Annotated in this window: 11 protein-coding genes; 7 read left to right on the top strand and 4 right to left on the bottom strand. The window is 66.1% G+C overall.

Translation table 11 applies throughout. The annotated features are described in order from the left end of the window. Nucleotides 1-17: 17 nt before the first annotated feature. The 4 genes from ADIAG_RS06780 to ADIAG_RS22370 all read left to right on the top strand — a co-directional run bounded on the left by ADIAG_RS06780 (nt 18) and on the right by ADIAG_RS22370 (nt 3,976). Complete coding sequence (locus tag ADIAG_RS06780) at nt 18-416, top strand: DUF3499 domain-containing protein (protein WP_007270594.1); 399 nt, start codon at nt 18-20, stop codon at nt 414-416. Between the two features lie 10 nt (nt 417-426). After that, nucleotides 427-615: a Trm112 family protein gene (locus tag ADIAG_RS06775; RefSeq protein WP_007270593.1), complete on the top strand. Its 189-nt coding sequence runs from the start codon at nt 427-429 to the stop codon at nt 613-615. Between the two features lie 15 nt (nt 616-630). Continuing rightward, complete coding sequence (gene ahcY / locus ADIAG_RS06770) at nt 631-2,097, top strand: adenosylhomocysteinase (RefSeq protein WP_007270592.1); 1,467 nt, start codon at nt 631-633, stop codon at nt 2,095-2,097. A 289-nt stretch (nt 2,098-2,386) separates the two neighbouring features. Continuing rightward, the gene (locus tag ADIAG_RS22370; RefSeq protein WP_007270591.1) at nt 2,387-3,976 is read left to right on the top strand and encodes a TIGR01906 family membrane protein; all 1,590 of its coding nucleotides are present in this window, start codon (nt 2,387-2,389) and stop codon (nt 3,974-3,976) included. 318 nt (nt 3,977-4,294) lie between these two features. On the opposite strand, the gene ADIAG_RS06760 is transcribed toward ADIAG_RS22370, so the two are convergent. After that, on the bottom strand, nt 4,295-5,902 hold the full coding sequence (locus tag ADIAG_RS06760) for a dolichyl-phosphate-mannose--protein mannosyltransferase (RefSeq protein WP_007270590.1): 1,608 nt from the start codon (nt 5,900-5,902) through the stop codon (nt 4,295-4,297). Nucleotides 5,903-5,969: 67 nt separating this feature from the next. On the opposite strand from ADIAG_RS06760, the gene rsmI reads away from it, so the two are divergent. Both rsmI and ADIAG_RS06750 read left to right on the top strand, forming a co-directional pair. Next, nucleotides 5,970-6,818 (top strand): 16S rRNA (cytidine(1402)-2'-O)-methyltransferase, encoded by an 849-nt coding sequence (gene rsmI, locus ADIAG_RS06755; RefSeq protein ID WP_007270589.1) that lies wholly within the window; start codon nt 5,970-5,972, stop codon nt 6,816-6,818. Between the two features lie 170 nt (nt 6,819-6,988). Then, on the top strand, nt 6,989-8,473 hold the full coding sequence (locus tag ADIAG_RS06750) for an NAD-dependent succinate-semialdehyde dehydrogenase (protein WP_007270588.1): 1,485 nt from the start codon (nt 6,989-6,991) through the stop codon (nt 8,471-8,473). Between the two features lie 170 nt (nt 8,474-8,643). Here the strand turns inward: ADIAG_RS06750 and ADIAG_RS06745 are convergent, their stop codons facing one another. From ADIAG_RS06745 to ADIAG_RS06735, 3 genes are read right to left on the bottom strand one after another with little or no spacing between them, the layout of a single operon-like run. After that, nucleotides 8,644-11,109 (bottom strand): transglutaminase TgpA family protein, encoded by a 2,466-nt coding sequence (locus ADIAG_RS06745; protein WP_007270587.1) that lies wholly within the window; start codon nt 11,107-11,109, stop codon nt 8,644-8,646. Beyond that, entirely contained in the window at nt 11,106-12,530 is a 1,425-nt protein-coding gene (locus tag ADIAG_RS06740; protein ID WP_007270586.1) for a DUF58 domain-containing protein, read from the bottom strand. Before ADIAG_RS06740 ends, ADIAG_RS06745 begins: the two co-directional genes overlap by 4 nt. 40 nt (nt 12,531-12,570) lie before the next feature. Continuing rightward, on the bottom strand, nt 12,571-13,551 hold the full coding sequence (locus ADIAG_RS06735) for an AAA family ATPase (RefSeq protein ID WP_007270585.1): 981 nt from the start codon (nt 13,549-13,551) through the stop codon (nt 12,571-12,573). 40 nt (nt 13,552-13,591) lie between these two features. On the opposite strand from ADIAG_RS06735, the gene ADIAG_RS06730 reads away from it, so the two are divergent. Continuing rightward, complete coding sequence (locus ADIAG_RS06730) at nt 13,592-14,698, top strand: TatD family hydrolase (protein WP_007270584.1); 1,107 nt, start codon at nt 13,592-13,594, stop codon at nt 14,696-14,698. Nucleotides 14,699-14,945: the final 247 nt, after the last annotated feature.

The following is a 14,945-nucleotide window of genomic DNA, read 5'->3' as shown; positions in this document are numbered from 1 at the left end:
GGGTAGTCTTTGTAACCGTGGGATCCTCCAGACTTTGTTCACGTTCGGCGTGCCGCCAAGCGGCCATCGCCACACTGACGTATGTGTACGCCGATTCGACGGCGGTGCTCGGCCCGCTGGCAACCTATGCGGAACCGCATTGCTACGATCTGTGCACCGTCCATGCCGCCCGCCTGACCGCGCCACTGGGCTGGGAAGTAGTCCGGCTCGCGTTGCCCGAAGCCGGCCGACTGGGCAACGACGACCTCTACGCCCTAGCCAATGCCGTGCGAGAAAATTCGACCCAGGCCCCTGCGGCACCGTCGCCCGAGGCCCCCGCACCGCGCACCTCTCCGCCGGCCATCGAGCCGGGAACCGGCCAAGGCATGACGCGGCGTCACCTGCGGGTACTACGCGAAGCGAACCCCGAGTCCTAAACTGGGTTCCATGTCGAACCTTCCAACCCAGCTCAGCGCGCAGCTCCGCTGCCCGATCACCGCTTCACCCCTGATCCAACACGGATCCACGCTGGTTTCCAGCGGCACCGGGGCACACGGTGAAACCTACAGCTACCGGATCGTCGAAGGCATCCCGGTGCTATTGGCCGAAGAAGCCACGCTCATCCCGCACCGGTAGAGGTAGCCTAGCGACATGGGCATCGATTATCAGATCGCAGACATTTCCCTGCACGAGGCGGGGCGCCACCAGATCCGCCTGGCCGAGCACGAGATGCCCGGGCTGATGTCCCTGCGCGCCGAATATGCCGGATCGCAGCCGCTGGCCGGCGCCCGCATCGCCGGGTCCCTGCACATGACGGTGCAGACAGCGGTGCTCATCGAGACCCTTGTCGCCCTGGGCGCGCAGGTCCGTTGGGCCTCCTGCAACATCTTCTCCACCCAGGACGAGGCCGCGGCGGCCGTGGTCGTGGGCGCCGGCACCCCAGCGGCCCCGGCAGGAGTCCCGGTGTTCGCCTGGAAAAACGAGTCCCTCGAGGACTACTGGTGGACCGCCGAACAGATCCTTTCGTGGCCCGGGGCAGCAGATAACCCCGCGCTCGGTCCGAACATGATCCTGGATGACGGCGGCGATGCCACGATGCTGGTGCACCTGGGCGTCCAATACGAGGCAGCCGGTGCGGTGCCGGGCCCCGAAGCTGCCGAAAACCACGAACACTCAATAGTGCTGGGAACCCTGCGCAACTCCCTGGCCGTGGACCCGGCCAAGTTCACCCGGATTTCTTCGACGATCCTTGGGGTCAGCGAGGAAACCACCACCGGGGTGATGCGTCTGAACCAGATGGCTACCGCAGGCACGCTGCTCTTCCCGGCGATCAACGTCAACGACTCGGTGACCAAATCCAAGTTCGATAACAAATACGGCATCCGCCATTCGCTGCCCGACGGAATCATGCGCGCCACCGACGTGCTGATCGGCGGAAAAATCGTGGTGATCTGCGGTTACGGCGACGTGGGCAAGGGCGCGGCAGAGGCCATGCGCGGGCAGGGCGGCCGAGTCATCGTCACCGAGATCGACCCGATCTGTGCCCTTCAGGCAGCCATGGACGGCCACCAGGTCGCCCGGCTGGAAACGGTGCTGGCTCAGGGCGACATCTTTGTGACCACCACCGGCGGCCGGGACATCATCACCGCCGCACAGATGCAGGCCATGAAGAACAAGGCCATCGTGGGCAACGTGGGGCACTTCGACAACGAGATCGACATGGCCGGGCTCGCGCGGGTCCCGGGCGTCCAAAAGGTCGAGATCAAGGCCCAGGTCCACGAGTGGACCTTCGAGCCCGGGACCGCAGCGGAACGCTCGATCATCGTGCTCTCCGAGGGACGCTTGCTGAACCTGGGCAATGCCACCGGGCACCCTTCGTTCGTGATGTCCAACTCGTTCGCCAACCAAGTGATCGCGCAGATCGAGCTGTTTTCCAAGGCCGGCAACGGGGAATACACCAACGCCGTATACGTGCTGCCCAAGATTCTCGATGAGAAGGTTGCTCGCCTGCACCTGGCGGCCCTCGGCGTGGAGCTGACCGAGCTGAGTGATTCACAGGCCGAATACCTGGGCCTAGACGTCGCAGGCCCCTACAAACCGGCCATGTACCGCTATTAGAAACACGGTCTCCGGGCGCCGGGCCCATCGTGAGGCCACCGTCCGCCGGCGCGCCTCCACACCGGGAGGGCCGACGGAGGCACGGGCCATGCCGGGGGAGTCTCGGGTCGGTCGCAGGCCCCAGAAACGGGCACGTCACGCGACCGACACGCGGGGCCCAAAGGCGCCAGAGGGCCACTGGGGAACAAATCGCTCGATAGTCTTGAGACTGTGTGTTCGGCAGCGCAAGTTCCGGTGCTCCGTGGGCACACAGCGAACGGACCGCAGGGCAAAGTTTTGAGGGAGAAGCATGGCTGAGCAGGACAAAGTGCAGACCGGCGCGCCGGATGCCCCGGCGAGTGCGCCGACAGCACCCGCCGCCAAGGCCGGGGCCAAGCCGGCAGAGGGCTCATTGAGCGCCGCAGCGGAAGCCGCCGCAGCCAAGATCGAAGCCTCGTTGGCGGCCTCCCGGGCCGCCGCGGCGGCCAAGCATTCCGCTCCAGCAGCGCCTGCCGCCTCTCCAGCCAAGCCGGAGGAAGCAACGGCGGCTACACCGGCTGCCGTGCAGCCCGCGGAAGCCAAGCCTGCCACGGCAACCACGCCAGCAGCTGCCACGAAGCCCACGGAAGCCAAGCCTGCAGAGGCAACCACACCAGCGGCCGCCACCAAGCCTGCCGCGGCCAAGGCGCCAGCACCGGCCAAGGCCCCTGCCGCGAAGCCGGACGCAACCAAAACTCCGGCTGCCGCGAAGTCGGCCCCTGCCACCACACCAGCGGCCGCCACCAAACCTGCCGCCACCAAACCTGCCGCGGCCAAGGCGCCAGCACCAGCCATGGCCCCTGCCGCGAAACCGTCCGCAACCAAGACTCCGGCGGCTTCGCCCGCTAAACCAGCAGCAAAACCGGTGAAGGACGAGTCCGAGGAGATCGAGGACATCATTGCCCAGATCCCCGTCGAACCCTTACCCCAGACCACCAAGGTCTCGGTCACCGAGGCACCTGCTGCTGCGGCGCCCGATGCGACCGCGGCCATGCAGCGTCCGGCCGCAACGGCACCCGGTGCCGGAACCCCGCCGCAAACCGCCTCGGCCATCGCCGAAGCACGCAGCCGGGTCTTCGGCGCCTACACCCCGGTCCCAGAACCAACCCCCGCAGCCCGTGAACGCCGGGCCGCACGGGAAGCGGCACTGGAGGCCAAGCCGCCGCTGGCACGCACCTTGCAGCTGCTGCTGGCCATCGCCTACCCCTTCCTCCTGCTGATCGCTGCCATCCGGCTGATCGCCAGCCCGATCTTCCTCTGGGCCGTCTACCAGCGCCCCGGTTTTCCCGCCGACGGGTTCGGGTTCAGCACCGCGGACCGCATGACCTACGGTTCCTACGGTGTCGACTTCCTGAACAACATCGCCGACAACCGGTACCTGGGCGAACTACGCGACCCCAACGGCGACCCCTTGTTCCTGGGCACCGAGGTCCAGCACATGGCCGACGTCAAAAACGTCATGTCCTTCACCTACCTCGGTGGCGTCATCTTGGCCGTCATCGTCATCATTGCGCTGGCCCACCTGGGCAAGCGCTACGCCGGAGGGATCCGCCGCGGCCTCTTTGCCGGTTCGGTGGCCACGGTGGTGCTGCTGGCCGGGCTGACGACCCTGGCGATCCTGGGCTGGGAGACCTTCTTCACCAAGTTCCACGAGATCTTCTTTTCCCAGGGCAACTGGACGTTCAACTACTCGGATACGCTCATCCGGCTCTACCCGCCGCAATTCTGGGTTGACGCGGCCATCGCCATAGGCGCCCTGGTGCTGATCACCTCGCTGCTGACCTTGCTCTTCACCTGGCCCACACGCAAGCGCCGCGAGGTCGCACGCCTACGCCAGGAAAAGCGGGTCTTCGGACTCTAACGCCTGCCCACGGCGGCAACAATAGCAATTCCTCCGGCCCTGCCCCTTGGGTGGCAGCAGTCGGGGGAATTGCTGTTTCCGGGAGGCTGCACCGAGGTGCGGGCAGCGTCCTCGATCCGCACCGGCACAGTCCTTCAGCACCGCTGCGCAGTTGAGCGGCCGCGACCTTCCGTATCGGTGCCATACAACGCGTCGACACCTGGCACTACAGCGCCGAACCGGTAGGTGCCGCGTCCCTTCAAGGCCAGCGGCTTCGCCAGCGGGCCACGGGGATTCATGCCCGACGGGCAGTTCCTTGAAGGGGCCGTGGCTCCTGCATCATCCCCAGCTGGGGATCCACAGGTGGTTCCGCCAATTTTCGTAGGTGATCATCTCGCCGGTCCAGACCGGTAGGAAGAACGCCGACACCGCGACGACCAACGCCAAGAAGAGTCCGGCAATCCACAATACGCGGCGCGAATGCCACGGAACGTGGCCGTCAGTGGGCAGGAACCTGCCCAGCACATAGACCAGCGAGAGGATCATGAACGGGGCAAAAGGCAGGGTGTAGAAGAAGAACATGGTGCGTTCCGGGTAAGCGAACCACGGCAGGAACCCTGCGGCCAAGGCCGTGAGGATCGCCCCGGCACGCCAGTCGCGGGCCCCGATCCAGTAGAAGAGCACCACCAACAGGCTCAACGTGGCGGCCCACCACATGATCGGGTTGGGCAGGTCGGTGATCGCCTGGACACAGTTCTCCGAGGCGCACCCGTACTCACCATTGCTGCGCGACTCGTAGAAGAAGAGCACCGGGCGCCCGGCAAAGAGCCAGCTCCACGGCGAGGACTCCCACCCGTGCGAGGAACCCAACCCCTCGTGGAAGGTGAAGGCCGCCCGGTGGTACTCGCCCAGCGAGCGGAAGACATTCGGGATCCATCCCCAAGTCTCCGAGGGGTTATCCACTGCCCACTGGCGGTACCTGGCATCGGTGGAGAGCAACCAGCCGGTCCAGCTCGCCAGGTAGGTCACCGCGGCGGTGGGAATGATCAGCAGGAACGCCGGGACCCCGTCACGTAGGATCCCGGCGATAAACCAATGCCGGATCCCGGCCCGGCGCCGGGCGGAAATATCCCACAGCACCGTCATCAGCCCAAAGATCGCGATGAACGAGAGCGCCGACCATTTGACTCCGGCGGCGGCCCCCAGCATCAGCCCTGCCATCAGTCGCCACGGCCGCCACCACAGCCACGGCCCGTAGGCCAACAGGTGAGCCGCGGGGCGTAAACCGTCGGCGGTGGCCAGGGCGCGAGCGAGCTTGGCCCGCCCGTGGAACCGGTCCAGGAGCAGGGCATAGAACCCGGCCAGCAGGAAGAACATCAAGAAGATATCGAGCAGCCCGGTGCGCGACATCACGATCTGGTGGCCGTCAACGGCGGCCAGCAGGCCCGCGACGCCACCGAGCAGCACCGAGGAGAACATTTTTTGCGCCACCAGTGCGCACAACAGGACGGCCAGGGTGCCAAAGAGTGCGGCGGAGAATCGCCAGCCCAGTCCGTTCTCGGTTCCAAAGAGCCACATGCCACCGGCGATCAACCACTTGCCCAGCGGGGGATGGACCACAAACGAGGCAGAATCCTCGGGTTCGGGGTGCCCGTCCACAAAAGCCTGGTTGGGATCATCTCCCCATTCCAGCTCGTAGCCGGAGTGCATCATGGTGTAGGCGTCCTTGACGTAGTACGTCTCGTCAAAGATCAACAGTTGCGGGTGGGACAGATGCGTGAATCGCAGCACGCCGCCCAGCACCATCATCACCAGCGGGACGATCAATCCCCAGATCCCTCTCCGGTGCACCGAGCCAACTAAACGGTCCATGAGGACCCGGATCCCGAAGGCGCCCTGCGGGGGCAGGATCCAGCGGCGTTGTTTCTGCGCGGAAGCTGTCGTCACCCGCAACACTCTACCGGCGAGCCAGCGCCGGAGCGGTGAGGCACACGCTGGGCAGTAGGCTTGGGGCGTGGAAACTCAACAAACCCCCGGCCAGATCGTGTTGGCGGCAACGCCCATCGGCAACCTGTCAGACGCGTCCCCCCGATTGATCGAGCTGATGACCAGCGCCGACATCGTGGCGGCCGAAGACACCCGCCGATTCCTGCACCTGGCCACGTCCTTGGGCGTGCGTGTGCCCGGGCGGCTGATCAGCTACCACGAACACAACGAGACCCACCGGCTGACCGAACTCCTTGAACTGGTCGCCGGCGGTGCCACGATCCTGGTGGTTTCCGATGCCGGGATGCCCGCGGTGTCTGACCCGGGGTTCAAATTGGTCGAGGCAGCGGTCGCTGCAGGGGTCACGGTCACCGCCGTCCCGGGGCCCTCGGCGGTGCTGACCGCGCTGGCCCTCTCCGGGCTCCCCACCGACAGGTTCACCTTCGAAGGATTTTTGCCGCGCAAGGCCGGGGAGCGCACCAAGCGCCTCGAAGATTTGGCGACCGAGCAGCGCACCATGGTCTTCTTCGAAGCCCCACACCGCCTCGAGGCCATGATCCGGGCAGTGCGCGATGTCTTTGGTACCGAGCGCAAGGGCGCCATCGCGCGGGAACTAACCAAAATGTATGAAGAGGTCATCCGCGGGGACTTGGGCGAACTGCTCGAATGGGCCGAGGGCGAAGTCCGCGGGGAAATCGCCGTGGTCATCGCCGGTGCGCCGGTGGGGGAACCTGCCCGCGCCACCGACCACGTGGCCCAGGTCCAGCAATTGGTCTCCGAGGGATTGCGCCTGAAGGAAGCCGTCGCCGCGGTGGCGGAAACCGAGCGGGTCTCCAAACGCGAGCTCTACGCCGCGGTGCTCGCAGCACGCAGTTAGCTGCGCCTGTGGCGCAGGAACCTCGGGCTTTGGGATACCTGCACAACACCACCCGGACGTCATAGTGCAGATGGAAATTTACAGCTCACCGGCCACGGCACTAGCGTTGGCAGCGAAGAGCAGCACCGTTCCCGAAGACCTTCTCCTAGCGATCAAGGAAGACCGCCGATATGACTATTACACCCACGCGTGAATCCGAACTACTTGCCTCCGTCCCCACCGGCCTATTGATCAACGGGCAGTGGCGCGACGCCTCCGATGGCGGGACCTTCGACGTCCTGGATCCGGCTACCGGCCAGAAGCTGGCGACCCTGGCCTCGGCCACCTCCGAAGACGCGATGGCTGCCCTGGACGCCGCCGACGCCGTACAGAAGACCTGGGCACTGACCGCTCCGCGGGAACGCGCCGAGATCCTGCGCCGCGCCTTTGATTTGGTCACCGCGCGTGCCGAGGACTTCGCGCTGCTGATGAGCCTGGAAATGGGCAAGCCGCTTCCCGAGGCCCGCGGCGAGGTCACCTATGGTGCCGAGTTCCTGCGCTGGTTCTCCGAGGAGACGGTGCGCGACTACGGCCGCTACCTCACCACCCCCGAGGGCAAGAACAAGATGATCGTGCAGACCAAGCCGGTCGGACCGTGCCTGCTGATCACCCCGTGGAACTTCCCGCTGGCGATGGCCACCCGCAAGGTGGCCCCGGCCATCGCTGCAGGCTGCACCATGGTGCTCAAGCCCGCCAAGCTCACCCCGCTGACCTCCCAGCTCTTCGCCGCAACCATGATGGAAGCCGGCCTGCCGGCCGGCGTGCTCAACGTCGTGTCCTCGCAGAGCGCCTCGAAGATCTCCGGGCCGCTGATGCAGGACGACCGTCTGCGCAAGGTCTCCTTCACCGGTTCCACCGCCGTGGGCAAGATGCTGATGAAGGACGCCGCGGACAAGGTGCTGCGCACCTCCATGGAACTGGGCGGCAACGCACCGTTCCTGGTCTTCGAGGACGCCGACCTGGACGCAGCAGTTGAGGGCGCCATGGCGGCCAAGATGCGCAACATGGGCGAGGCCTGCACCGCAGCGAACCGCTTCCTGGTCCACGAGTCGGTGGCCAAGGAGTTCACCACCAAGTTCGCCGCGGCCATGGGAGAACTGAAGACCGGACGCGGCACCGAACCGGATAGCACCGTCGGGCCGATCATTGATGCAGGTGCGCGCGATGACATCCATGCACTGGTCACCCAGGCCATCGAGGCAGGTGCCACGGTCGTGACCGGCGGCGCCCCCATCGAGGGGCCGGGCTACTTCTACGCACCGACGGTGCTGTCCAACGTTGCCAACGATGCCGAGATCCTGCGTCAGGAAATCTTCGGACCCGTCGCACCGGTGACCACCTTCCGCGACGAAGCGCACGCCATTGAACTGGCGAACGCCTCCGAGTACGGGCTGGCCTCCTACATCTACACCACGGATCACAACCGTCTCTTCCGCGTGGCGGAGCAAATCGAATTCGGTCTGGTCGGCTTCAACGCCGGGGTCATCTCCAACGCGGCGGCACCGTTTGGCGGAGTGAAGCAATCGGGTCTGGGCCGCGAGGGCGGCGCCGAGGGCCTGGCCGAATACACCACCACCCAGTACATCGGCATCGCCGACCCGTACGCGGCACGCTAGGCACCACACGGCACCAATTACTGCGGCGTTCCCCTGATGACCGCCTTCGCGCCCCCTTTCAAACGGATGCGCGTTGGACGGTCATCCGGGGGAGCGCCGCAGTTTGCGTTTAACCGAAGGCGACAGGATCGGCACCCTCGGGGCTACCCGGAAGCACATCAAGGATCCGCCTACGTACTCCGGTCTCCGGTGCCGTAGGAGATCTCATCTAGTGGACGCGGGGCAAAGACCGAGCGCGGCCACACCATACGGCCCAGGCGAGCCCCGAACCCCAGCCGAGCGGTCAACTCGTGTTTGACCTCGCCCAGTGCGGCCTCCATGGCTGCGGGCTCGGTGCTGGCGGGCTGTCCCGGGGCGTATCGCATCCGCTCGTAGGCGCCGGCCAGCAGCGCGACCGAATCCCAGGTCCGCGGAAGCGTGCGGCCCAGCCGCCGGGCATAGTCTCCGGCCGATTCGTCTTGGCGCATGGGCAGGGCATAGTCCAGGCCCAGGGCGACCAGTTCCGCCCACGCGGCCCCCGCCCCGGTTTCCTTGTCCTGGCGCGCCTCGGTGTCGGTGTCCCGGCGCAGGCGCGAGAACCGGGAGGCACGCTGGAAGCGGCGCAGCCCCCAGGGCACCGCCCCGGCGAGCACCACCATGAGCAAGACACGCATCGCCTCGGCCACCGGAGGCCCGGATTCCGGTCCGTTGCCGGCCGCGGAGGACCCTGCACTGGACGAAGACTCCGATGCGGATGATTCGGACGCGGAATTCGTGAGGTTTTCCAGCCGTGGGTCCTCGGCCGCGCTCGCGCTGGGCGCCGGCAGGGCCGGGGCATAGACCGGCGGGACACCGCGACCGGGGGTCGGCTCGAAACCGACCCACCCGGCACCGGCGAAGTAGAGTTCCGGCCAGGCATGCGCGTTACGGGAATTGACCTCGTACTCGTTGAGTTCGACTCCGTCCTGGCCTGTAATCGACACCCCCGTGGCGGTGCCGGGGGAGTAGCCGGTCACCAGCCGGCTGGGGATGCCCAGATCGCGGGCCATCAGGGCCATGGTGGAGGCGAAGTGGATGCAGTAGCCGGCTTTTTCCTTCAAAAATGCATCGATGACACTCATCCCACTGCCGTCGTAGCCGTCCTGCACCGGGGTGCTCTCCGAGTAGGTGAACTCGGTCGAGCGCAGGTAGTCCTGGATGGCTACTGCCTGCCGGTACGGGTCTTCCTCCGCCCCGTCAACGGCCTTCTCGGTGGCCTTGGCCAGCGAACCGGGGGTGTCTTCGGGAAGATCCAGATACACCGATTCAACCTCCCCAAAGAACCCCTGCGGCAACTGTGAGCCCAGCGAGTCCAAGGTGCCCTCGGTGATGTGGGGATTCACGCTCATCACCGTGTAGTCCTCGGCCGTCGGGCGTTGGCCCTCGGACGCGCGCAGCGTCCCGGTTTCAGGATTCCAGCCCCAGCCGGTGCCCACTCCGTTGAGCGTGACGGCGTGTGCCGGCAGCGGCATCCACTGACCGCGGTACTTGTCGGTCACCACGCGGGTGAACACCGGTTCTGCTGATTCGTTGACCGTGGGGAAGGAAAGTATCGGCAGGGACTCGGTGGCAGGGACGCGGTAGGCATCCGGGTCAGGTTCCCACCGGTTGGCGGTGAGGTCGCCGATGACCGAGGTGCGCAGGTAGGTGGGTGTCCTGGAATCGGTGAAGTAGTGCAGCACGGTCCCCGAGGCCCGGGAGCGCAGGTCGTTGCCCAACGCGATCATCGGGTCAATGTTGGTGGCCAGCTGGCCCCAGGAGGGCCGGGTGCCCTCGGTGAGCATGCCCTTGGAGAAACCAGGGATCGCGGCCGGCAGCACCAGCAGTGCGGCCAACGCACCGGCCATCAGCGCGGCGGACTGCACCACGGCACCGCTCGGGCGACGAGCGGCAAGCGTTCCGGAATCCGGCCTCTGCCCGCTTCCCGCCACCTCGACGGCACGCCGCGGGGCCCCGCGGGAGCTGGCCGGCCGGAACCTGGAGGCGGCCAGGATCAGCAGGTAGCCCACGGCCGTCACCGCCACGGCGGCCAGGCCCGCCCCGTTGGCCTCGAAGAGCGAGGCAATGACCAGCAGCATGGCCAACGGCAGCCCGGCCAGGGCCGCGGCGCGCAGCTCGAAGGCCAAGATGTCCACCGCGAGGGCAACCACCGCTGCCCAGAGACAGACGGAGAACACGATGACCCCGGTGGACTGCACCGGTGGCACCTGGGAGCCCATCTGTTCGTTGGCCAGGGCCCAGACCTTCAACAGCGCCCGGTACGTTTCCCCGGTGGGCAGCACGCCCAGGAGTGCGGTGTTGGAGAAGAACAGCACCGTCAGTCCCAGCACCGCGGCCAACGCACCGGCCACGGTGCTGAGATAGCGCCGGGCACCCAGGGCCCGGGTCAGGTTGGTGGCCAGCACGATGCCGATGACCACCACCGAGATCTGAAGCATCCAGGCCCAGCCGCTGATGACCCCGTGCAGTGCGGCTGCAGCCCCGAGCACCGCGATGATGGTGGAAACCGCGGCGAAGGACGCCGTGGCAAGAACCGTGCCGCGTGCGCTGCGGGCGGGCGCCTGCGGCTCCTCGGGTGCGGTGGGCGCGGCGGGCGAGGCCGTGGTGGTGGCGCTCATGACGCTCTGCCCAGATCGGCCCAGGCATGGGCCAGGGAGGTCTTCGGGTTCACCGCGACGGCGGCCCAACCGGCCTGCCGGAAGCGGGCGATGACCGGGGCTAGGCGTTTTTCGTGGTTCGCGACGCAGAGCACCGTGACCTTGCTGCGCACCCCGACCACCTCCAGCCAGGTATCGGCCTGGGATTCGGTGATCTCGCCCAGGATCAACACCAGTCGGTCCCCGCGCTCGCGCATGCGTTCCTTCAGGGACGTGGCCAGCGTGGCGGTGGTGCTCGCGTGCCGGGGATCAACGGCATCCTCCAAAGACAGTGCGGCCAGCGCCTGTTGCATCCGGGTTCTCGCGTGCGGGCCGGTAAAGAGCTCGGCAGCATCTTCGGTGCCCGAGGCGGAAATGCCGTTGATGGCCTTGCCCCGGTGATCGATCAGGTCGATGCCGAAACCGGTATTGGCCAGGAACGCACCAATGCCCAGTGCCGCATGCAACCCCCATTCGAAGCTCCTGCTGGACTCCCCGGCCGGCGCGGTGAACTGCGGGATGGACAGCACCGGTTCGGAGCCCACACCCTGGCCCAGGAAAGCGGCGCGGGAGCGGTCCAAGACCAGGACGGCGCGCGGGGTGGCGCGATAGTCTTCCTGCCGCACCATCAGCGTTCCTTTTTTGGCGGTGGCCGGCCAATGGATGCGCCGCACGGTGTCTCCGGGATGATACTCGCGAGTCATCACCTCGAAGGAATCGGGGGTCAGCCGGCGGTTGGATGACGCCTGCCCGTGGGCACCGTGTTCGCCGGGGATCCCGAGGGGATCCAGATCCTCGCACACCGGAACGGCCAGCAGCGCACTGGCGGAGTCGACGGCCGCGGGACGGGCGGCCAGACCGAAGACATCCGAGACCCGAGCCCGAACCGGGCCGATGGCATAGATCCCACGCATGGCCGGGCGCAGCCGGTATTCGTAGAAGCTTTCGCTGCCCTCGGGACCCTGGGTTGCGGTGCGTGAGGGGTAGACGAACTCCGGCCCGGGCCCGAAGTCCTCCGGCAGGGTGTCGCTGAGCTGGATCGTGGCAGGGCCCCGCCCGGCCGCGGAAATGTGCAGGCGCACACGCACCGAGGACCCGGTGGTGGCCTGTTGCGGGTTAAAAGACCTGGTGATCCGGAGCGCCGAGTTCCCAAAGCGCAACAGGAAGGCCGCCAGCAAAGGGGTGAGTATCAAGAAGAGTGAGATGGCCAGCAGCTCGCGCCGTCCCATGAGGAAGGCCAGGACCAAGGCCAGCACCCCGGCGGAAAACAGCCCCCAGCCGCGGGCGGTGAGGAATCCCAGGTGCACCTTTTCACGCAGCGTCGCGGGCTGATCGTCGGTGACCCACCGGGTGTGGGAGGGGGATTCACGGAATTCGTTGGCTTCCGCGGATTCGCTGATCATGGACTCGCGCCTTGCTCAAAAGGGGGTGGAAGGTGGATGCCTAGCCGCGTGCCCCGGCCCGCACCGGTATCGCGTTAAGGATGGAGCCCAGGATCGATTCGGTGTTCAGGCCTGCGGCTTCGGCCCGCCGGTGCAGGATCAACCGGTGGCCCAGTACCTTGGCGGCAATGTTGCGTACGTCTTCGGGCAGCACATAGTCCCGGCCGTTCAGGGCAGCCTCGGCCTTGGCCGCGCGTAAGAGCTGCAGCAGCGAGCGCGGGGAAGCCCCCAACCGGATGTCCGCGTGTTCCCGGGTGGCTCGGCCCAAAGCCACCACGTACTCCTTGACGGGCTCGGAGACGAAAACTGCTGCCACGGTGTTGATCAGCGTGTGCAGTGCGGCCAAGTCCAACACCGGGCGTAGGCCATCGAGCGGGGAGGAGGACTGGTGGGTTTCGAGCATCGACATTTCCGCTGCGGCGTCGGGATAACCCATGGAGATCTTTGCCATAAACCTGTCGCGTTGGGCCTCGGGCAACGGGAAGGTGCCCTCTAGCTCGATGGGGTTCTGGGTGGCGACCACCATGAACGGGCGTTCGAGCATGTACGTGGTGCCATCGACGGTGACCTGGCCTTCCTCCATGCATTCGAGCAGGGCGGACTGGGTCTTGGCGTTGGCCCGGTTGATTTCGTCCCCGATGACGATGTGGGCGAACACCGGCCCCGGGCGGAACTGGAACTCGTGGGTGTTCTGGTTGAAGATCGACACGCCCGTCACATCCGAGGGCAACAGGTCCGGGGTGAACTGGATGCGGTGCACCGTGCAGTCCACCGATTTGGCCAGGGTCTTGGCTAGCATCGTCTTGCCGACCCCCGGCACATCCTCCAGCAACAGGTGGCCCTGTGCCAGCAGGACGATCAGCGCGGTGCGTGCCACCTCCGCCTTGCCATCGATCACCGTGGCGATCCCGGCAAGCACTTTCTCGCAGACCCTGCCGAACTCATCGGCAGGAAGAATCTGGGACTCGGTGGAAAGCGACATGCAATGACCTCCTGGAAGGCATCCATACGGTGGAAGGTAGATGTTTCTCCAATCCAACGATACCGTCATTGGAGTGTTGCGCGTCACGTCAACAACGCGCGAGTGTTCCGAGCCGCGTACGCTGGGTGGGCCGCCGGGCAATGCCCCGCGCGGCGAGCAGACCACCAAGAAGGGGAACGCGGCACCCATGTCATCGTCAAACCAGCACCTGGACACCGGTCAGACCTTCGGGGTTCCGCAGGCCTACCTGCCGGCCGAGGCCGCCGCAGAAGCCGGGCCGTTGAGCCGCAGCACCAAGGACGACGCGGGCAAAAAACGCAATACCTCCTACCCGCCGGCACCCGAGCCGCTGCCGTACGGCGTGCCGGATAACCATACGCACCTGGATTTCCGCGACGGATCGGTTCACGTGACGGTCGCGGCGGCGCTGGATGCGGCAAATGCCGTCGGGGTTCCCGGTGTCATCCAGGTCGGCTGCGACGTCGAGTCCTCCGAGTTTGCTGTGCGCGCCGCCTCCGAAGACCCCCGTGTCCTCGCGGCCGTGTCCATCCACCCCAACGACGCGCCGCGCCTGGCCGAGTCCGACGATCTGGATGCGGCGATCGCGCGTATCGATGAACTGGCCGCACACGAGCGGGTGCGTGCCATCGGCGAGACGGGACTGGACTATTTCCGTACCCAGGAGCCGGGGCGTCCCGCCCAGGAGTACTCGTTCCGTGAGCACATCCGCATCGCCCGCAAGCATTCAAAAGCCCTGCAAATTCACGATCGTGACGCACATCTCGATGTGGTCCGTGTCCTCAAGGACGAGCAGCTTCCCGAGCGCGTGGTCTTCCACTGTTTTTCCGGTGACGCCGACCTGGCACGGATCTGCAACGAAAACGGCTGGTACCTCTCCTTCTCCGGCACCGTGACGTTCAAGAATTCAACCGACCTGCGCGAGGCATTGTTGGTAGCCAAGCCCGAATTAGTGCTGGTGGAGACCGATGCTCCGTTCCTCACCCCGCACCCCTACCGGGGCCGTCCCAACGCTAGCTACCTGATCCCGCAGACCGTGCGCTTCATGGCCGAAACCCTGGGGGTGGGGCTCGAGGAATATTGCCGCACTCTGGCCGATAACACCGAGCGTGTCTACGGAGCGTTCTAGTGCATTCTGTGCACAAAGCAAGCACGAGGTGCTTGCGGCATTATTACGGTTCGGTTACGGTTAGTTTCTAGTAGCCGGGATCGGGGAAGGTTCCCGGGTGCATTCGATTCTGCATGTAGCAAAGAATTCTTCGCCGCATGCACCACATCGATGAGATGAAACAGAATTGAAGTGTGCTCGCACCAACCAATGAGCACGCGGTGGGCTGTGCCAGGTCTTCTCCTGGGACAACCGTTCACCCACTGCG

The sequence above is a fragment of the Paeniglutamicibacter gangotriensis Lz1y genome (assembly GCF_000348945.1).
In the GTDB taxonomy this organism is placed as follows: domain Bacteria; phylum Actinomycetota; class Actinomycetes; order Actinomycetales; family Micrococcaceae; genus Paeniglutamicibacter; species Paeniglutamicibacter gangotriensis.
The sequence above is the reverse complement of the archived record's forward strand: the minus strand, read 5'-3'. Positions and strand labels throughout refer to the sequence as shown.

What these genes read in the sequence shown, in the direction of transcription:
- ADIAG_RS06775 (WP_007270593.1), top strand. Translation starts at nt 427, where the DNA reads ATGTCGAACCTTCCAACCCAGCTCAGCGCGCAGCTCCGCTGCCCGATC.
- ahcY (WP_007270592.1), top strand. Translation starts at nt 631, where the DNA reads ATGGGCATCGATTATCAGATCGCAGACATTTCCCTGCACGAGGCGGGG.
- ADIAG_RS22370 (WP_007270591.1), top strand. Translation starts at nt 2,387, where the DNA reads ATGGCTGAGCAGGACAAAGTGCAGACCGGCGCGCCGGATGCCCCGGCG.
- ADIAG_RS06750 (WP_007270588.1), top strand. Translation starts at nt 6,989, where the DNA reads ATGACTATTACACCCACGCGTGAATCCGAACTACTTGCCTCCGTCCCC.
- ADIAG_RS06745 (WP_007270587.1), bottom strand. Translation starts at nt 11,109, where the DNA reads ATGAGCGCCACCACCACGGCCTCGCCCGCCGCGCCCACCGCACCCGAG.
- ADIAG_RS06740 (WP_007270586.1), bottom strand. Translation starts at nt 12,530, where the DNA reads ATGATCAGCGAATCCGCGGAAGCCAACGAATTCCGTGAATCCCCCTCC.
- ADIAG_RS06735 (WP_007270585.1), bottom strand. Translation starts at nt 13,551, where the DNA reads ATGTCGCTTTCCACCGAGTCCCAGATTCTTCCTGCCGATGAGTTCGGC.
- ADIAG_RS06730 (WP_007270584.1), top strand. Translation starts at nt 13,592, where the DNA reads ATGTTTCTCCAATCCAACGATACCGTCATTGGAGTGTTGCGCGTCACG.